The 18,405-nt window shown below is 44.1% G+C and carries 17 protein-coding genes, 1 pseudogene and 1 other annotated feature; of the genes and pseudogenes, 8 read left to right on the top strand and 10 right to left on the bottom strand.

Features of this window, described 5'->3' with window-relative positions; all coding sequences use genetic code 11:
* Positions 1 to 13 precede the first annotated feature (13 nt).
* Positions 14 to 853, top strand: a complete 840-nt coding sequence (locus MY9_RS19525; RefSeq protein ID WP_040081414.1) for a helix-turn-helix transcriptional regulator — start codon at positions 14 to 16, stop codon at positions 851 to 853.
* A 46-nt stretch (positions 854 to 899) separates the two neighbouring features.
* Here the strand turns inward: MY9_RS19525 and ywaD are convergent, their stop codons facing one another.
* The 3 genes from ywaD to ywaE all read right to left on the bottom strand — a co-directional run bounded on the left by ywaD (position 900) and on the right by ywaE (position 4,429).
* The gene (gene ywaD / locus MY9_RS19520) at positions 900 to 2,267 is read right to left on the bottom strand and encodes an aminopeptidase YwaD (RefSeq protein ID WP_014665881.1); all 1,368 of its coding nucleotides are present in this window, start codon (positions 2,265 to 2,267) and stop codon (positions 900 to 902) included.
* A gap of 155 nt (positions 2,268 to 2,422) precedes the next feature.
* The gene (gene tyrS / locus MY9_RS19515; protein WP_081483692.1) at positions 2,423 to 3,664 is read right to left on the bottom strand and encodes a tyrosine--tRNA ligase; all 1,242 of its coding nucleotides are present in this window, start codon (positions 3,662 to 3,664) and stop codon (positions 2,423 to 2,425) included.
* Between the two features lie 40 nt (positions 3,665 to 3,704).
* Positions 3,705 to 3,919, bottom strand: a binding site (T-box leader).
* Positions 3,914 to 4,429, bottom strand: a complete 516-nt coding sequence (gene ywaE, locus MY9_RS19510) for a tyrZ transcriptional regulator YwaE (RefSeq protein ID WP_014665879.1) — start codon at positions 4,427 to 4,429, stop codon at positions 3,914 to 3,916. Its footprint overlaps the feature before it by 6 nt.
* A 150-nt stretch (positions 4,430 to 4,579) precedes the next feature.
* Between ywaE and MY9_RS19505 the strand changes: the two genes are divergently transcribed.
* Entirely contained in the window at positions 4,580 to 5,293 is a 714-nt protein-coding gene (locus tag MY9_RS19505) for a YwaF family protein (protein ID WP_014665878.1), read from the top strand.
* A gap of 109 nt (positions 5,294 to 5,402) precedes the next feature.
* Positions 5,403 to 6,263 carry a glycosyltransferase family 8 protein gene (locus MY9_RS19500; RefSeq protein ID WP_014665877.1) on the top strand — a complete coding sequence of 287 codons (861 nt, stop codon included), beginning with the start codon at positions 5,403 to 5,405 and terminating at the stop codon, positions 6,261 to 6,263.
* 52 nt (positions 6,264 to 6,315) lie between these two features.
* Here the strand turns inward: MY9_RS19500 and sacY are convergent, their stop codons facing one another.
* The 3 genes from sacY to epr all read right to left on the bottom strand — a co-directional run bounded on the left by sacY (position 6,316) and on the right by epr (position 10,959).
* Positions 6,316 to 7,158, bottom strand: a complete 843-nt coding sequence (gene sacY / locus MY9_RS19495) for a transcription antiterminator SacY (protein WP_014665876.1) — start codon at positions 7,156 to 7,158, stop codon at positions 6,316 to 6,318.
* A 53-nt stretch (positions 7,159 to 7,211) separates the two neighbouring features.
* Positions 7,212 to 8,591, bottom strand: a complete 1,380-nt coding sequence (sacX, locus tag MY9_RS19490; protein ID WP_014665875.1) for a SacY negative regulator SacX — start codon at positions 8,589 to 8,591, stop codon at positions 7,212 to 7,214.
* A gap of 430 nt (positions 8,592 to 9,021) precedes the next feature.
* Complete coding sequence (gene epr / locus MY9_RS19485; protein ID WP_014665873.1) at positions 9,022 to 10,959, bottom strand: minor protease Epr; 1,938 nt, start codon at positions 10,957 to 10,959, stop codon at positions 9,022 to 9,024.
* Positions 10,960 to 11,186: 227 nt separating this feature from the next.
* Between epr and celB the strand changes: the two genes are divergently transcribed.
* Complete coding sequence (gene celB, locus MY9_RS19475; RefSeq protein WP_014665871.1) at positions 11,187 to 12,521, top strand: PTS cellobiose transporter subunit IIC; 1,335 nt, start codon at positions 11,187 to 11,189, stop codon at positions 12,519 to 12,521.
* Positions 12,522 to 12,599: 78 nt separating this feature from the next.
* The gene (locus MY9_RS19470; protein ID WP_014665870.1) at positions 12,600 to 13,277 is read left to right on the top strand and encodes a DUF2711 family protein; all 678 of its coding nucleotides are present in this window, start codon (positions 12,600 to 12,602) and stop codon (positions 13,275 to 13,277) included.
* A gap of 38 nt (positions 13,278 to 13,315) precedes the next feature.
* Here the strand turns inward: MY9_RS19470 and glxA are convergent, their stop codons facing one another.
* Complete coding sequence (glxA, locus tag MY9_RS19465) at positions 13,316 to 13,696, bottom strand: glyoxalase GlxA (RefSeq protein WP_014665869.1); 381 nt, start codon at positions 13,694 to 13,696, stop codon at positions 13,316 to 13,318.
* A gap of 120 nt (positions 13,697 to 13,816) precedes the next feature.
* On the opposite strand from glxA, the gene MY9_RS19460 reads away from it, so the two are divergent.
* Entirely contained in the window at positions 13,817 to 15,004 is a 1,188-nt protein-coding gene (locus tag MY9_RS19460) for a class I SAM-dependent rRNA methyltransferase (protein WP_014665867.1), read from the top strand.
* Between the two features lie 32 nt (positions 15,005 to 15,036).
* Here MY9_RS19460 and MY9_RS19455 read toward each other — a convergent pair whose 3' ends face one another.
* From MY9_RS19455 to MY9_RS19445, 3 genes and pseudogenes are all read right to left on the bottom strand, one after another.
* On the bottom strand, positions 15,037 to 15,234 hold the full coding sequence (locus MY9_RS19455) for a YwbE family protein (protein WP_014481283.1): 198 nt from the start codon (positions 15,232 to 15,234) through the stop codon (positions 15,037 to 15,039).
* Between the two features lie 33 nt (positions 15,235 to 15,267).
* Positions 15,268 to 16,470, bottom strand: a complete 1,203-nt coding sequence (locus tag MY9_RS19450) for an MFS transporter (RefSeq protein ID WP_014665866.1) — start codon at positions 16,468 to 16,470, stop codon at positions 15,268 to 15,270.
* Between the two features lie 101 nt (positions 16,471 to 16,571).
* A pseudogene (locus tag MY9_RS19445) lies at positions 16,572 to 16,772 on the bottom strand (LrgB family protein); the annotation flags it as partial.
* 126 nt (positions 16,773 to 16,898) lie between these two features.
* Between MY9_RS19445 and MY9_RS19440 the strand changes: the two are divergent.
* Both MY9_RS19440 and MY9_RS19435 read left to right on the top strand, forming a co-directional pair.
* Positions 16,899 to 17,324 carry a hypothetical protein gene (locus MY9_RS19440; protein ID WP_237711728.1) on the top strand — a complete coding sequence of 142 codons (426 nt, stop codon included), beginning with the start codon at positions 16,899 to 16,901 and terminating at the stop codon, positions 17,322 to 17,324.
* A 65-nt stretch (positions 17,325 to 17,389) separates the two neighbouring features.
* Positions 17,390 to 18,187 (top strand): ABC transporter permease, encoded by a 798-nt coding sequence (locus tag MY9_RS19435; RefSeq protein WP_014665862.1) that lies wholly within the window; start codon positions 17,390 to 17,392, stop codon positions 18,185 to 18,187.
* Positions 18,188 to 18,405 lie beyond the last annotated feature (218 nt).

Raw genomic sequence — 18,405 nt, 5'->3', positions numbered from 1 at the left:
GGAGAGTGTGTATGTGGACAGTATGGCAGAAAAACGGAAAGAGCTAGGGGAGTTTTTAAAACTTAAAAGAGCACAGATTTCTCCGCAAGAGTTTGGATTGCCTATGGGCACCAGAAGGAAAACGACAGGCTTGAGGAGAGAGGAATTAGCCCAGCTGTCCGGTATAGGTGTCACATGGTACACATGGCTTGAGCAGGGAAGGGATATTCGGGTATCTACACAGGTACTGGAAAGCATATCGAGAGTGCTCAAATTGAATTACGAGGAAAAACGCCATGTCTTTCTGTTGGCGGGCCATCATGTTCCTTTAGATGATCAGGATGAAGAAAATAAAAGCCTTCCTCTGGCTGTGCGGCACTTTATTGATCATTTAACCAATTGCCCTGTTTATGTGACTGACGAAAAGTGGGACGTTATTGCTTGGAACACAGCAGCTTGTGCTGTGTTCGGCAATTTTGGCCAAATGAGCAGAAAGGAAAGAAACGCCATATGGCGATGTTTCACCTCGAAGGAGTATCGGAATCTGCTTGACGACTGGGAAAGCCACGCCAAAAAACTGATCGCACAGTTTCGATCGACAGCCAGCCGGTTTCTTGGGGAAGCATGGATAAAAGAGCTGATCGATGAGTTAACTGAAAGAAGCCCGGAATTTAAAGAATGGTGGAACCACCATGAAGTATTAGGCACACACGCAGGAGAAAAAGTACTTCATCACCCGGCAGCCGGAACAATGGTGATGGAGCATATGACATTACAAATATATGACTCTCCTGATTTGAAACTGACCATTTATCGGCCGTTAGAAAAAGAAAATACAGTTGATAAACTGAAAGCTTTACTTATAGACGTCTAAACAGCTGATCATTATAAAAAAGACGGCACCCAAGTGCCGTCTTTTTTTATTTGATATCTTCATAAATGTCAGATGCTTTGGCCTTCATTTGTTTCTTAATGGTTTTCGGTTTCTTCTCTTTTTTCACAGCCTCATAGACAGCGGCTGTCACAAGATCGCCTGCTTGCTGGAGGCGGTCCTTGCTGATATGTTCGATCGAGTCTTCGGGGGTATGATACCATGGCTCAACTTCTTCTGTTTCCGGGTCTCCCCAAATAAAGTTGGCGGAATCAATGCCGGCTTCGTGGAATGGCACATGATCAGATGATCCTCCCTGTGTCAGAGACAGGCTGTCAAACCCTATTTTTTCAGCGGCCGTATGGCTGGATTCCCAAACAGCGTTCGATTGGCCGTCCAATGTGTTGACATACAGCTCAGACGCTTTTTCCCAGCTTGTGCCTACCATATCTAAGTTGAAGTTCACTTCGCTTCGTTTTAGCTCTTTTTCGGATAGATGATCTACATAGTGAGAGGATCCGAGCAAACCGAGCTCTTCAGCGCCGCAAGCGATGAAGCGGATTTCTTTATCAGATGGAACGCTTTTTAAGACACGCGCCATCTCCAGCATAACAGAGGTTCCTGAGCCGTTGTCATTTGCTCCGGGTGAAAAAGGAACACTGTCGTAATGGGCCGTCACGTACACAATGTCTGGATGTTTGATATTCTTTGGTTTTTTGATTCCGATGATGTTCTGGGAGGTTTGGTTTGTGAAAGCTTTTAGTTTTAAAGTGGCTTCTTTTTGCTGGGTAAGTGCTTCGCCGTCTTCTTTCTTAATGCCGACGACCGGAATGCCGGCTTTATTTCCCGACAGGTTTGGCGTCATAGGCACGAGGCTTTCTTTGTTGTTATAAATGATGACAGCTTTCGCTCCAGCGGCTTGGGCATTTTTGGCTTTCTCGTAATAAGTCAGGTCTCCTCTGGAAATTAAGGCGATTTTGCCCTTGGCGTCAGCGGTAAAGTCCTTTTGATAGCCCAAGCCTGCATTGTAAAGCGGAGCCGTTAGTCCTTGTTCCTCAGTCGGAGCCGAGCCGGACGCCGCTTGGAGAAGAATATCGCGTCCTTCTGAAGACAGCGTTCCCTCAAGGCGGTCAGGAATGTCGAATCGTTGAACCTTTACATCAAGCTTTAATTTTCTCATTGATGAGGCGATCAATAGGGCACTCTTTTTTTCAGCTGCAGTTCCGGCTATTCTGGGGCCGATTGCTTCACTTAGCTGAGAAATGGTAGAGTACGCATGCTTTGCTTTGAATGGAAGCTCGCGCTCGCTATCTGATAGTTGTACAGCGTGCGCCGCAGGAGTAACACTCTGTGCCGGCATGAGCAGTGTGCCGGCAGTTAAAACAGCCATCGTCATGACAGTCAAAAGCTTTTTCATCAAAAGTAAACCTCCCCTAAATATATGGTTGGGGAATATTTCGGGATGCTAAAGGAGTTTCCTGCAAGATGAAGAGCGTTTTTGAAAAGACAGTGCTTTATACCTGCAAAAAAACGCTTATGAATGAAGGGTCATAAGCGTTTCGGAATATCAAACTAATGGAGCTTTAAAAACTTGCGTTTGCCGACTTGGATGATCATATTCTCTCTTATCTCTGCTTTGGCGTGAACATCTGTTATTTTCTCTCCGTCGATGCGTACACCGCCGTTTTGAATCATGCGGCGCGCCTCGCTCTTCGAAGAGAGGAGTTCCAGCTTGACGAGCAGATCAATCATCGCTATCGTTTTCTCGCCTTTCCAGTTTACGGCCGGTATATCCTCTGGCAGGCTGTTTTCCTGAAAGACTGTTTTAAACGAGTGTTCGGCAGCTTCTGCTGCTTTCTCTCCGTGATACATTCGGACGATTGTTTTAGCTAAAAGCATTTTGGCATCACGCGGATGAACGGCGCCGGTTTCTAAGTCTTTTACGAGCTGTTTTTTCTCTTCAAGCTCTAAGTCTGTCGCCAGGTGGATGTATTTTTTCATCAGGCTGTCGGGCAGTGACATCGTTTTCCCGTACATGTCGTTTGGATGTTCGTCAATGCCGATGTAGTTGTGTTTCGACTTCGACATTTTCTCGACGCCATCCAAGCCTTCCAAGAGCGGCATCAGGATGACAACTTGTTTTTCTTTGTTGTATCGTTCTTGGAAATGCCGTCCCATGAGGACATTGAAATGCTGGTCTGTTCCGCCAAGTTCAATATCGCTTTCGAGAACGACGGAATCGTATCCCTGCATCAATGGGTAAAAGAATTCATGAAGCGAGATCGGTTTTTGCATGGCGATGCGTTCTTCAAAGTCGTCGCGCTCCATCAGGCGGGCTACCGTTATTTTCTCTGCTAATTCAATGACATCTTCCAGATTCAATGTTTTCAGCCATTTTGAGTTATAGTGAAGCTCGACTTTTTCTGGATCAAGCACTTTTCCGAATTGCTGAAAATATGTTTTGGCATTGTGCTGAACTTCTTCATCAGTCAGTTGCTTTCTGGCTGTCGATTTTCCGGTCGGATCACCAATTTTTCCTGTGAAATCCCCAATTAACAGCTGGACAATGTGGCCGTTTTCTTGAAATTGGCGAAGCTTATTTAACACAACCGTATGGCCCAAATGTACATCTGGTGCAGACGGATCTAATCCAAGTTTAATTTTGAGGGGTGTGCCTGTCGAAATCGATTTCACGAGCTTTGCCTTTAATTCCTCCGGCGGTATGACTTCGTGGGCGCCTGTCATGTATAGCTGAAGCTGTCTTTCGACTTCTTTTTGCTGTGCTGCTGTGAGCTGTTCAAATGTTTTCATCACTTTTCCTCCTTTTTTAAAACACAAAAAAGAGCCCATCCCGATAAGGGACGTGGCTCAATGCACGCGGTACCACCCTGGTTGAAGACATCGTCTTCCGCTCATTCGAATAACGGTTTCCCGTTCTTTGCTACTTTTAAGGTTCACAAAGAAAGCTCGGGGAGGTAATTCACGTTTGCCTGTGCGCCGGCTCGCACCTTCCGCCGGCTCTCTGGAACAGGGAGACAAACCCTACTGGATTCCCGTCAAAGCTTATGTTGTATGAAGATTGTCAGCTACCTTTCTAAGCAGCCCTGTCAATGTTTTCTGTTCGTCCTTTGTCATTCCCGCTATGAGCTCTGTTTCCCCTTTGTGAAACTCAGGGTAGAGTTCTTCGATCGCTTGTTTGCCGGAATCGGTGATGGAGACAAACACGAGTCGCCGATCTCTTGTGTCGATGCTTTTACGGCAAAAACTCTTTTTTTCAAGTGTTTTGATCACGTTGCTTGCTGTAGCTGTAGATATCCCTGACAGCTCAGCGATTTTTCTTGTCTCGAGCGCTCCCCATACCCATAGATCATAAAGAATGGAGAAAGCGGTCCAAGAAAGGTTATAGGAAGAAAGAACCTCAGTCTCCATTTTGACACGGAGCCTTTGTGCAGACCGATACAGATTCGTAGCGATCGAAATGGCTTCCAGGTTGAGTGACTCGACGGGCATTTGTTTGAGCTTAGAAAGTGTATCGTGTTCTTCCTTCCGAAGCTGCTGATGTTGATGTGAACGTTCCATTTTTTAGGCCTGCCTTAAATTATCAGAATCATTAGCTATGAAACGAATTGTAACAGAGTCTGATGTGAACTTCAAGCCCATATATCAGTTGTATAAAAAAAGCCCAAACAACGCCAAAATAAACAAAAACCCGCAAACGGGGGTGCAGTTTTGCAAAAGTATATTCAATCCGTCTATAAGCATGATCCGTTTCATCTGTTTTCGACAGAGCATGTGGTAACGCTAGCGATTATCGCTCTTTTAGCCATTCTGTTGTTTCTGTTTCAAGATGGGATTAAACGGTCTAAGGCCAGCCGGTTTTTGCGTTTTTTGTTTGTGTTTCTTTTGCTTGGTTCGCAAATCGGCTATCAAATATGGATGATCGCCACAGGCAGGTGGTCAGTGCGCACTTCATTGCCTCTCCAGCTTAGTGACCTGTCGGTGTATTTGTCAGCCATTATGCTAGTGACAAAAAGCAGGAAGCTGTTTGTATTTTTGTTTTTTGCCGGCATTGGCAGTTCGATTCAGGCTCTTGCCACTCCCGACCTCGGCATGTATTCTTTTCCGCATATCCGATATATCCTCTTTTTTATTTCGCACGGGTCCGTGTTTTTATCCTGTCTGCTGATGGCGGTGATTGGCACATACAGAATGGGCCAGCGCTCGTTATGGGTGACTGTCCTGCTTGTTAATGTGTACGGCGTCTGCATTTACCTGATTGATCGATGGCTTGGCGCGAATTATATGTATTTGACGAAAAAACCGGGAGGATCCTCTCTCTTGGATGTTCTCGGGCCATGGCCATGGTATATCGTCTCGGCTGAAGCCATCACGATCGCCAGCTTTTTCATTCTTTATTGGCTTTATCGCATCTTCAAAAAATGACACCTTTTTTGTTGTATCACACATTCTGTTTTAAAAAATGTCGGAGAACGTGTTTATTTTTTTGAAAAAGGGTATGTAACTTGTACAACAAAAAGGGAGATGAATACCATTGAGGAAAGATGAAATCATGCATATCGTATCATGCGCAGATGATAATTATGCTCGTCATTTGGGTGGGATGTTCGTTTCTTTATTGACTAATATGGATCAGGAGAGAGAGGTTAAATTATACGTCATTGATGGCGGAATTCAGCCTGATAACAAAAAAAGACTGGAAGAAACTACTTTGAAATTCGGCGTGCCGATTGAGTTTTTAGAAGTGGATACCAACATGTATGAACATGCTGTAGAGAGCAGCCATATTACAAAAGCAGCGTATTACCGCATTTCGATTCCCGACTTAATTAAGGATGAAAGCATCAAACGAATGATTTACATCGATTGCGATGCGCTTGTCCTAGAGGATATTTCAAAGTTATGGGACTTGGACATTGCGCCATACACCGTTGCCGCTGTTGAGGATGCGGGGCAGCATGAACGCCTGAAGGAAATGGACATCACTGATACAGGGAAGTATTTTAACTCAGGTATCATGATTATTGATTGTGAGTCTTGGAGAAAGCAAAACATCACAGAAAAAGTCATCAACTTTATCAATGAACACCCAGACGAAGATTTTCTTGTGCTGCACGACCAAGATGCACTGAATGCGATCTTGTATGATCAGTGGTATGAACTTCATCCGCGCTGGAACGCTCAAACCTATATCATGTTAAAGCTGAAAACCCCACCGACTCTGTTAGGGCGGAAGCAATATAATGAAACAAGAGAAAACCCGGCAATCGTGCACTTCTGCGGCGGAGAAAAGCCTTGGAACTCCAATACAAAACATCCATATCGCGATGAGTATTTCCATTACATGTCGTATACGAAGTGGAATACGATCAGCAATCCGGCGATCAACCAATAATATAGATATAAAAAACGCTTTTGAGATGATCAAAAGCGTTTTTTTGTTTGCTTCAGCGTGCGACTGACCGTTGGTAGAACCGCTGAATATGCATGGCGATGTAGCACAATTCTTTTTCAGGAAACTCAAAGCCGTATTCCTTTTTCACAAAGGTGCCGATGCTAAGGGCGCACAGGAAAGCATCCTTAAACCTCTCTTTAATGATGTCGATCATTTCTGTGTCCAACTCATAAATGGATTCGCCCGCTTTGATATGCTGAATGGCAAAGCGGAGATGGGTCACGAGCCGTTCATAAGAGATGGTATCTTCCACGATATTGATAGACAGCTGAATTTCAATAATCTCGATAATATCACGGATCATTGTTGTAATATCTAGCGTTTGGGTCATATCGCCGGCATTGTTTCTTGCTGTGTGGATATGCATGGCGATATTGCCGATCTCATCATCAGGAATGTGAATCCCCAGTTTATCTTTAATCAGTGCTCTGGCCCATAAGCCGATCTGGAACTCCTTCGGATAAAGGACCTTGATTTCATTCAGCAGCGGATTTTTAATGACCATCCCATTGCTCAGGCGTTCAATCGCAAAGGAAAGATGGTCTGAAAAAGCGACATGAATGCGCTCATTGATTTTGATGTTCAGCTCTTTTTCGGCATGAGAGATAATTTGCTCAGAAATCTGAATATGGTCTTCAGGCAATGTTTCTAAAATCTCTTCGAACTGCTTATAGTCAGCTGTATCTTTTCTGATAAAGGTTTTTTCTATTTTTGACGGATCAACAATATCATTCTTCTTTTTGTCGAACCCAATTCCTGCACCCAAGAGAATCTTCTCTTCATTTTGATCCTTTACGACGATAGCATTATGATTTAAGATTCTTTTAATTTTCATAGCTTTTTTGTCCTTTCATCCCCCGTTTTATGAATGAAAACGAATAAATCCAGTTATTCTGTCTCTTCTTTAAACCCGAGAAACAATGTAGCTATAAAAGCAGAGACGGCGGCGATCAAAAAACCGATCATATAATGAACAAAATTCGCGGCGCCAAACGGCAGCACAATTGAAATCATCGGAATGCCTGTCAGCCCGTAGGAATTTGCCACAACTTGTACCGCAACTACGTACGCTCCGCCAATAGCACCGCCGATGGCTGCACCGATAAAGGGACGGATCAGTTTGAGATTCACCCCGAATACAATCGGTTCAACAATGCCTAAAAACGCGGTCAGAGAAGCGGGGAGCGCAATTTTTTTCAGGCTTGATTGTTTCGTTTTGAGGAATACCGCAAGCCCCGCTCCGCCCTGGGCCACATTCGCCATCGACCATATCGGCACTAAAAAGTTGACACCGACATGCGGATTCGCAAGCAGCGTTGCTTCAATCGCATAAAAGCTATGATGCAAGCCAGATAGGACGATAGTAGAGTAGATGCCGCCGAAAAGGGCTCCGGCGGCAATGCCGGCGTGATCATAAATATAGACTATCGATTGTGTCATGATTTGGCCGACGATAGAAGCGGCGGGATTCATCACAATCAGCGCGAGGCACCCTGTCACCATGACCGTAATAAAGGGAATGATCACGACATCAAGTGACTTCGGCACAATCGCTTTTAATAGCTTCTCAATTTTGCTCATGACAAAAACGGAGAGAAGAATCGGTATGATGGAACCCTGATAGCCCATCATCGGGATGTGAAGCCCCCATATATCTAAAGAAGACGGGGTTTTGCTGCCGAGCATAGACGGGTCCAGCAGATCAGGGTGCGTCAAAAGCCCCGCGATCACTGCCCCTAGATATGGGTTGCTGCCAAATTGCCGTGCGGCACTGAAGCCGACTAAAATCGGCAGCAAAATAAAGGCTGTGCTGGACACGAGGTCGAGCATTTTAATCCATGGGCTGCCGGCAGCGAACCAGTGAAACACCTTAATCATGCCAATCAGCCCCATGAGCAGGCCGCTTGCTGTTATTGCCGGAATAATCGGCACAAAAATATCAGACAGTGTTTTCGCAAAAGCTGCGGCAGGGTTCAGCTTCCGGCTGGCTTTTTTCTGGTGAACAGGCTCTTCAGAAGGCGCGGCCTCCCACACTTGAACGACTTCTTTATATATTTTGTTGACGACGCCTGCTCCGAAAATAATCTGGAATAGTCCGTATCGGAAAAAGGTGCCCTGCACACCTTGCAGGTTCTCAATGGCACGTATATCAATTTTCGTCTCGTCCTTTACATCAAAACGAAGACGGGTCGTACAATGGCTGATGCTGATAATGTTGTTTTTTCCTCCTGCTAGCAGCAGTAAGTCTTTTGCAATCTCATTATGCAAGCAATCAAAACCTCCTTTGCTGAAGAAAAGTCGGCTTGTTCATCGTATCAAATGAAAAGTTGACAATCAAAATGAAAAAAGTGAGAAATACCGGTTGAAAATGGCAAAAATGCCCGCGTCGGTGACGGAGCATTAGTATAGGAATTGTTGTCCAAGGCGCCGTTATGAGACCAACACGAAAAGAAGAGTTAAAATGCCCTGCTTTTTTAGGCACTAATACTCCCTTTGCATCATTGGGTCTTGCCTGCCTGCCCAGTCACAATCCCGCCATATGTGGTGATAACTGTAATAACGTTCATTTTATGCTGTTCATGGCTGTATAGCAATAGTATGAAAAGCCTGTGCGATGGATGGGAAAAAGGTTGTGTGCGGTGTTCTAAGAAGATAAAAACCCTTTAAGACCTGGTATGCAAGTCTTAAAGGGTTTTGGTTACTTTTTCGCTTTGACGGCGTTCAGCCGTTTTTGCAGCTTTGTTTTTTCATTGGATGCTTTTAATTGGTTCACTGCAGACTGAGCGGATGTCTTCGATTTCTTTGTTTTGTCTTTCTCCGCTTTCTTTACCCTAGCTTTTGCCGTTTCGACTTTTTTTGCTTCAGCTGCCGCCACTTTTTTCTTCACTTTGTCTAACCGTTTTTGCAATGCTGTTTTGTCCTTGCCTGATTGAAGCTGATTGACAGCTGATTGTGCTTTTGCCGCATTTGCATCAGTTGATGTCTTTTCAGCGAAGGAGACGGATTGCTGCGCTGTTTTCAAATTGGTGCTTTTCACTTTGGCAAGGCGTTTCTGCAGGGACGTTTTTTCTGAACCTGCCGGCAGCTTGCCAACTGCTGATTGTGCGCTGTCCACATCTGTTTTCTTTTTGCTTTTCTCCGCTTTCGCAACTTTGTCTTTCGCCTGCTTTGATGCGATGTAGCGTTTAACTTGGTCTAACCGTTTTTGCAGGTTCTTTTTGTCTGTTCCGTTCGGCAGCTTGTTAATGGCAGGTTGGGCTGTATCAACGGTTTGCTGTGTTTTGTACTTTTCTGCCTTTGCGACTTTGTCTTTCGCATCTTTTACATTTCTGTATGACTGTACTTTATCCAGTCTTTTTTGCAGGGCAGTTTTGGCGTCGGAGTCCGGCAGCTGGCTGACGAGTTCCCGCGCTTTGTCGATATCGGTTTGTGCTTTTGATTGTTCCGCTTTTTTCACCGCTTGCTCTGCTGCCGCGTACGCTGAATCTGTTGCCTGTGCTTTATACTGGATTAAGCCGTAGCCAAATTGCTGATCGCGGCCTGCGGTACCAAGATCAACGATGTTTTTCCGCATTTCCTCACGAAGCTGGACGTTTGTCTCGGCAGGATCACGCTGTTTTAACAAGGCAAACATGGCAGCGGCGTGCGGTGTCGCTTGGGATGTCCCGCTTCCTGTCGCATAATATTGGTTTACGTAAGTGCTCGTGATGTTTGTTCCCGGCGCTGAAAATTCAACTTCATCTCCAGTTGTTGAGAAGGAGGCAAGCTGATTCTTTTCGTTTGTTGCCGAAACCGCAACGACACTGCTGTACGCCGCCGGATAATTCACCGGCTTTCCGTTTCCGTCATTCCCGCTTGCTGCAACAAGCAGAACGCCTTGTTCATATGCTTTGTCCACGGCGTCATGAAGGATTTTGCTGTCTGACGTCGTGCCAAGGCTCATATTGACGATGTCCATCCTGTTTGCGATCGACCAGTCAATTCCTTGGAGAAGGCTTTGAAGATCCCCCGAGCCGTTCTGATCAAGCGCTTTAACCGCGTATATTTGTGCTTCCGGTGCGATGCCGTCAATTCCGTAGCCATTGTGCTTGGCTCCGATAATCCCTGCGACATGTGTTCCGTGGCCGTTATCATCTTTGTAAGAAGAGGTATAACTGACAGCTGAATACCCGCCGGCAATCGACAGGTCATCGTGGGGGGAGATTCCGCTGTCAATGACGGCAATTTTGACACTTTTTCCTGTCAGTCCTGCCTTCCAGGCCTGTTTTACCTGAATGGGCTCAAGGTTCCATTGCTCGAAGTAGTCAGAGGTGTCAGCGCCGTCTGACAGCACTTTGAAATCTGTGCTGTCTGCTGCGGTAAAGGATACGTTATTTTCTACATACAAAATATCAGGATCCTGCTTTAATTCTTTTACTGTCTCCTGATCTGCTGTGACTGCTACTGCGGGAAGATGCTTATACTGTTTTTCAACATCAGCATCGCTGTCCAGGATGGTTTCCTTTCCGGCCTTGTTTTTATAAACCACAATGACCTCTTTCTCGCTGCTGTTTTGCGCATGAGCGAGAGGGCCTATGGCGAGAAAACTGAAAAACAGAGTGACTGATACAACAAGTTTGCAAGACATGTTTTTCATGATTAATCTCCTTTTTCTATGATGTTTGATATATATATCGGAGAAAAAAAGAGAGATTGATAGTAAGAAGGAAAAAAATTTTCATAGGCAGGGTTGTTTAGCAAAATGCAGATTTTTTCCGCAGGAAGAGGAAATTTTCCAAATGAATTTGTAAGCGTTTTCAAAATAAGATAAAGAAAACATTGCGGAGGTTGTTCACAAAGCAATGAGAAAAGGGGGCTTTTCAGATGAGCGCATTCACTCGGGTAATGGAAGAAAAAATAATGCCTGTCGCCGGGAAAATTGCCGGACAGCGGCATCTCAGCGCTTTGCGTGACGGAATTATCCTGACCATGCCGCTGATTATTATCGGGTCTGTCTTCTTGATTTTAACGAGCCTGCCGATTCCGGGGTATGCTGATTTCATGGCGAGTGTGTTTGGGAAGGAGTGGGCTGATAAGCTCGGATATCCCGTCAATGCTTCGTTTGATATTATGGCGATGATCGCCGCTTTCGGGATCGCCTATCGGCTGGCAGAAAGCTATGGTGTCGATGCCCTTTCTGCCGGAGCGATTTCAATTGCCGCATTTCTATTGGCAACACCGTTTGAGGTGCCGTTTACCCCGGATGGCTCAACGGAGTCCATCATGGTAGGGGGCGGAATCCCGATCACGCTGCTCGGCAGCAAAGGCTTATTTGTCGCCATGCTGATCGCTTTGTTTTCAACCGAAATCTATCGATATATTATTCAAAAGAATATCGTTTTCAAAATGCCAGACGGTGTGCCGCCTGCGGTAAGCAAATCGTTTGTCGCGCTGATCCCGGGCTTTATCATTGTGTTTCTCGTGTGGCTGGCGCGTCTTCTGATTGAAATGACACCTTTTCAGAGCCTGCACAATGTCGTAGGAGACCTGCTTGGCACACCGCTTTCCATCCTCGGCGGCAGTCTCGGCGGAAGCCTGATTGCTGAATTTGTGCAGATGCTGCTTTGGTCGTGCGGGATTCACGGGGCTTCCATCATTGGCGGAATCATGGCGCCAATTTGGTACGGCGCGATGGATGCCAACCGTCTCGCCTTCCAAGCGGGCGAGGCGCTGCCGAGCATTTTTACGACTCAGTTTTTTCAAATTTGGATCAATGTCGGCGGAAGCGGAGCGACGCTGGCGCTTGTCTTGACGATGCTTGTCCGGTCTCGCAGCAAACAAATGAAGCAGCTTGGCCGATTAGGGATTGGGCCCGCGCTTTTTAATATCAACGAGCCAATCATTTTCGGCATGCCGATTGTCATGAACCCGCTGCTCATTGTTCCATTCATCATCGCGCCGCTCCTCACGATTACCGCAACTTATATCGGCATGAGCACCGGATTGGTGGCGAGGCCGGCCGGAATCGCCGTGCCATGGACGATGCCGCCGCTCATATCAGGCTATTTGGCGACAGGCGGCAAGGTCTCGGGCGCCGTTATGCAGCTGGTGAATCTGTTGATCACCTGTGCTATCTACTATCCGTTTTTCAGAATATGGGATCATCAAAAATGGCGGGAAGAGAGTGCGGTTGAATCCGGAGATAAGAATGTGACGTGATAGACGATCAGCCTGTCATAGGGCTGATCATCTTCTTTCAAACGAATGGAAATGTTAAAATATGTAAAGGAGGTGCGCATGTTAGATTATATATGGTTCGATGACGAATCACCGATCTTAAAACAAATACCTGTTGAATACTCATCAGCTGCTCTTATTTTTTCTCCTTTTATCCAAATGCCTGAAGGATGGGAGAAAGCAAAGAGAAAATATGATTACGAGCATATTTATCCAAACGATGATGAAATAAGAAGAAAAGGCAAGGCTGTTTCCTGGGAGAAGGTTATGTCCTCTTGCGGCTTGCAAACACATGCTGAGCTGGCGCTGGCTTTAATGACATCGATAGGCGCATTAAGGGACGAGTGCGCGAGAGAGGATTTGGCTGAGCTTTTACATGAAAACATAAATGGAGACCTCTATTATCCCAGTGAGGATCATATTTCAAATTTCCACATTCCGGGTTTGATAAAGGTGTTAGGTATGAACGGATCTAATCGGTTTTATTACGCAGAACCGATTGTGGAAAACAGCGGCTTTTTGGACATAACTGAGACGAACTTGCGAACGGTTCTTGATGAAGCCGCGACAGAGCTCGTTTTGACTGATGAGAAAATGGACTTTGTGTGTATGAGTGTATATGACTCATTCATTAATGTCTTTTTAGCAAAAGATAAAAACATCAATGACCTGGTTCAGCGTATGGACTGGGAAGCGATGGGTTGCGATGAGTCGACGCATATCAGTTGGTACAGATAAAAAAGAACGTACATCACAAAATGTACGTTCTTTATTTTTTACCGCTGAAAGAACTCAATCCACTCACCGTCAGGGCCTTCGATATAGAAATAACGGTATCCGTTTGGAAGTGTTGTGATCTCCTCGTCAATAAATTTCGCGTTCATTCTTTCCGCTTTTGTATATTCAGCCGCGATGTCATCCGTCAGCAGGGCAATGTGGTGCACTTTTCCTTCGGAGGGAAGCTCACTGCTGTAGCCTTGAATCAATTCGATTTCTGTTTCCGGGCCGTCTTCAAAGCCGAGAAAAGCAAGCTCGATTACACCGTTCGTGTGCGTGATGCGATCCTTCAATTTCATGCCGAGTACCTCTTCATAAAATGTGATGGACGCGTTAATATCTCTTACCATGATGCCTGTATGGTCAATTCGTTTTGGCATGCTGCTCCTCCTCGAAACTCTTTTTGTCTATCGTAGAAAAACCTTTCCTTTCTGTCAATGCAGACATCTTGGCGTTTTGTGGTACGATAAGAGAAAGCAAACAGAAAGAGGACGACATATATGAAGCTACTCACCCTAAAGAAAGCACACGCTGCCAAAATCAAAAAAGGCTATCCCCTTATCGAAAAAGAAGCTCTCGCAGGGAGTGCGGGGCACATGAAAGAAGGAGACCTCGTTGATATCGTGTCTGAGAGCGGCGAGTTTCTCGCGCGGGGCTATTATGGCCTGCAAAACAAAGGGGTCGGCTGGACGCTTATCCGCAATAAACATGAACAGATTGACCAAGCCTTTTTTCTCACCAAATTAACAAAAGCGGCCCAAGCGCGCGCCAAACTATTTGAGGCTCAAGATACAACGGCCTTCCGCCTGTTCAATGGTGAGGGCGACGGTGTCGGGGGCGTCACCATAGACTATTATGACGGCTATCTGCTGGTACAATGGTACAGCAAGGGCATTTACACCTTTAAAGACATGCTGATTTCCGCTTTGGATGAGATGGATATTGATTATAAAGCGATTTACGAGAAAAAACGATTCGACACGGCTGGACAATACGTTGAAGACGATGACTTCGTGAAAGGGAAAAGAGGCGAGTTCCCGATCATCATCCAGGAGAATGGCATTCAATACGCGGTGGATCTGAATGAGGGTGCCATGACGGGCATCTTTTTGGATCAAAGACACGTGCGCAAGGCAATCAGAGACCGCTATGCAAAAGGGAAAACAGTTTTAAATACGTTTTCTTATACGGGTGCATTCTCCGTGGCAGCGGCGCTTGGCGGAGCGGAGAAAACAACAAGCGTGGACGTGGCAAACCGAAGCCTGGCCAAAACGATCGAGCAATTCAGCGTGAACAAGCTGGATTACGAAGCGCACGACATTAAAGTGATGGACGTGTTTAATTATTTTTCATATGCTGCAAAAAAGGATTTGCGCTTTGATCTCATTATTCTCGACCCGCCTTCCTTTGCGCGTACAAAAAAACGCACCTTCAGCGCGGCTAAGGATTATAAAAACCTGCTGAAGGAAACGATCGCCATCACAGCTGACAAGGGTGTCATTGTAGCCTCTACAAACAGCAGCGCCTTTGGCATGAAGAAGTTCAAAGGCTTTATCGATGCCGCCTTTAAAGAAACAAATGAACGCTACACGATTATTGAGGAATTTACACTGCCGGAGGATTTCAAAACGATTTCGGCATTTCCGGAAGGCAACTATCTGAAAGTGGTCTTTATGCAGAAAAAATAACGAAAAAGCTGCCCTTTTCGGGGGCAGCTTTTTTATGTAGAAATGATCTGCTGGACGCGGCCGATACGGCCATCTTCAAGCCGGACTTTAATGCCGTGCGGATGAAAGCTTGATTTCGTCAAAATATCCTTCACTGTCCCTCGCGTCAGTTTTCCTGTTTTTTGATCCTCTTTCAATACAATATCAACCTGCAACCCTTTCGAAATGCTGTTTCGCTCTTGCCCGTTCATAACGCTCATCCTTTCTTTTATTCATTATAGTCATTATGGTTTAAAAGTAACAGCCGGCTGATGAAGTGTATTTTTGTTTTTTTCAGCCTTCATTAAATATAATGTCAAGCCAAAGCCTGCTATGCTCAGAATGCCAAAAAGCAAGTAGACTGCGAAGATCGATACGTAGTCAAAAATATACCCGCCCGCAAATGTGCAGAACCAGTTGCCGAACCCGTTGCCGATGGCGGCGTACATGGTCAGCGCCGTCGCTTCAACGTGTCTTGGAGTAATCTTTTTCACATATTGAAGTGCTGCCGGGATAAATAAACCGATGGCCACTCCTTGAAGAAAGACCGTCGCATAAATGATCCATAGTGAAGGCGCCGTGAAATAGAGCGCCCACCTGAATAATGAAACCCCGCCTGACAGCATAATGACGTTGAGCAGCCCCATTTTATCTATAAATGTTTGGGCAAATCGCATAAATGGTATTTCCGAAATGACGCCGATAAAAAATAAAATGCCGATAGCGGAAAGTGACGCGCCGCTTTTGTCCAGAAAAAGACTAAAATACGTATTGTTTGCTAAGTTTGGAGCAAATGTCGTAAAAGTGATGATCATAAAGATGAGGAAGGTTTTGTTGCTGATAAGCTCCCGGAATCCTTTGCGGATATTGACTTTTGTTTTCGTTTTCTGCTGGCCCGGCATTTGAGAAGCCAATATGGCGGCAATGCATAGAAAGGCACAGCCGAAGATAAAGATCACATGAATGGGATACAGCTGATTCGTCACCTGTCCCATCACAAACACCGCGACGCCGAAGCCGAGAGAACCAAACAGGCGGATTCCGCCATAATTGCCGTTTGTTTCTTGTGTGTACCTTAGTGAAATGCTGTCCGAAAGTGGAATAATCGTGCTTTGAAAGGCTGCAAAACAGGCCGCAATCAAAATAAACAGAGGAAAGCTGTCAAATGCAATATAGCCTAGTCCAATGATGCCTGTGATTGATGTGCAAACCGCCAGCAGGCTTTTCGTTTTTTGTGTATAGTCGCTCAGCATGCCCCAAAATGGCTGAAAGAAAATCATCACAATCGGGCCCAGTGACATGATCAAGCCGACCTGTGATCCGCTTAAATGCTGTTCCTTCGTTAAATACATACTGAGTAGGGGAATCATGCTGCCCGTACCGAGAAAAGCAAACAAATAAAATCCTTTTAACGCGGCATAATGCCGTCTCACCTGCAAGTTGTGCATCAGGGTGCCTCCTTTGGGTATCCACAAATACATTATATTGGAATTCGCCAGCTTTTCAATAAGTGGAAGCACATAAAAAAACTGCCCTTGATAGGACAGTTTTACATAAATGAAAGCAAAAACGGCGCCGCGCAAAGCGTCATAATCGCAGCTAGGATCATCGACACGCTTGAAATCGTGCCGGACACAGAGCTGAGCTCAAATGCTTTTGACGTTCCCGCTCTGTGCGCGCTTGTGCCGAGCAGCACGCCTCGTGCGATTTCGTTATCAATGCGGAAATAGCGGATGACCATCGGGCCGATCTATCATCTGAGGAATGAGTTTCCTATTAAAAAAGTAAAAAAAATACAAATTAATATTTGACAAATGGAAACTATATGTATATAATCCTTATATATCTAGAAAAAAGGAGCAATTTAATAGTGAAAATGAAAAGCATATTTACATATTCTCTCGGGACAATGGTTCTTTTGTCTGGTTTAATTACCACTAATGCACTAGCTAAAGGGGACACAAAAGACTCTAATTATTATCTCGAAATGCCAAAAGGGTACCATGTTAATGCATATACGTCAGCAAGGACCAAGTATAATGATTCTTCTGTATATCAAAAAAACTCTTGGATAGGTAAAAGTCGCACATTACGTTTATGGATTGTTGATAAAGATAAAGAAGATACTATATCAGGCGGTCACTACGTAGATATTACTAGTGGTCAGCATAAGAACATTCCAAGTGCTGCATATGAAAAGAGAGGTAAGACTTCTGTTAGAATAGCTGGAGAAGTCAGAGGCACTCCAAACGCTGTTGTTATTTCGGCAAAAGGAGTATGGAGTCCCGATAGTCGACGATAGGATAATTTCACAAATAACTAGAAAGAGTTTTAATCTTTCTAGTTATTTGAATTGGAGGTTTTTTTTTGTTTTACCAACTGTTAAAAAATAATATCAAAGATGTTTTTGGATCGAATAAATACAAATTCTCCTTATTAATCATGATTCTCCTTTTTGGGATAGATATTTTTGTGTCTGTCTATCAAAAATTCAATATGCCTTATTTTGATAAGTCTCATTTGAGTTTTTCTCTATATTTCTGGCTTGGTACAAATGATTCGGTTATTAGCGGGATGTTAATATTATTATTTGCTTTAATTTCTTGTTTACCTTATAGCACCAGTGTATTAGAAGAAAAGAAAAGCGGTTATTTTCAATTTGTTATGACTCGCAGTTCTGCAATCAAATATTTTGTAGCAAAATTGATAACATCATTTATTAGCGGCGGTTTCTTGTTTGTTTTTCCATTTTTATTATCATTTATATTAATGGCAATAATGTTTGGGAATAACTTAACAAGCGGACAATTTGTTGAAAACTATCATCTGTTTCATCAAATTGCGAAGTATCATCCGAATATATACATGTTAATATATATATTCATATTGTTTTATTATGCAGGATCTTTTGCAATTCTAGGCGTATGTCTATCTACTTTTTTAAAGAATAGGTATTTAGCATATTTGTCTCCATTTCTTATTGTTTTAGTTCTAGAACCTGTATTTGAAATTTTTTATCCGCAGTTATCACCAATATTATTAATGAATCCTATTCAATCAATTACAGGAATTTCGGTATTTTATGTTTTAGCAGTGCCATCTTTCGTTTTAATCGTATCTTTAATAGGCTGTTTTATTGGAATGAAAAAATATGTCCAGAAATAATTTTTTGTATTACATTCTAAAAATAAATCGCAAAAAGATTGTATTAAGTCTTATATCTTTAATGTTGTTGAATATGAGCGTGTTTTATAATAATACAATTAACGAAGTAACAAATATTAGCTTAATTAGAGTGCTTTCTAATATATTAGGCTCACCTACAAGTTTTATAACAGTGTGTATTTTTTTATTAAATATGAATAGCTGGCATTTTTCGAATT

The sequence above is a fragment of the Bacillus sp. JS genome (assembly GCF_000259365.1).
Lineage (GTDB): Bacteria > Bacillota > Bacilli > Bacillales > Bacillaceae > Bacillus > Bacillus stercoris.
Note: the sequence above shows the minus strand (reverse complement) of the source record. Positions and strands in the feature narration are given on the sequence as shown.

What these genes read in the sequence shown, in the direction of transcription:
- MY9_RS19460 (WP_014665867.1), top strand. Translation starts at nt 13,817, where the DNA reads ATGAAGCTACTCACCCTAAAGAAAGCACACGCTGCCAAAATCAAAAAA.
- sacY (WP_014665876.1), bottom strand. Translation starts at nt 7,158, where the DNA reads ATGAAAATTAAAAGAATCTTAAATCATAATGCTATCGTCGTAAAGGAT.
- MY9_RS19450 (WP_014665866.1), bottom strand. Translation starts at nt 16,470, where the DNA reads ATGCACAACTTGCAGGTGAGACGGCATTATGCCGCGTTAAAAGGATTT.
- MY9_RS19455 (WP_014481283.1), bottom strand. Translation starts at nt 15,234, where the DNA reads ATGAACGGGCAAGAGCGAAACAGCATTTCGAAAGGGTTGCAGGTTGAT.
- celB (WP_014665871.1), top strand. Translation starts at nt 11,187, where the DNA reads ATGAGCGCATTCACTCGGGTAATGGAAGAAAAAATAATGCCTGTCGCC.
- ywaE (WP_014665879.1), bottom strand. Translation starts at nt 4,429, where the DNA reads ATGGAACGTTCACATCAACATCAGCAGCTTCGGAAGGAAGAACACGAT.
- epr (WP_014665873.1), bottom strand. Translation starts at nt 10,959, where the DNA reads ATGAAAAACATGTCTTGCAAACTTGTTGTATCAGTCACTCTGTTTTTC.
- ywaD (WP_014665881.1), bottom strand. Translation starts at nt 2,267, where the DNA reads ATGAAAAAGCTTTTGACTGTCATGACGATGGCTGTTTTAACTGCCGGC.
- MY9_RS19440 (WP_237711728.1), top strand. Translation starts at nt 16,899, where the DNA reads ATGAAAAGCATATTTACATATTCTCTCGGGACAATGGTTCTTTTGTCT.
- glxA (WP_014665869.1), bottom strand. Translation starts at nt 13,696, where the DNA reads ATGCCAAAACGAATTGACCATACAGGCATCATGGTAAGAGATATTAAC.
- MY9_RS19470 (WP_014665870.1), top strand. Translation starts at nt 12,600, where the DNA reads ATGTTAGATTATATATGGTTCGATGACGAATCACCGATCTTAAAACAA.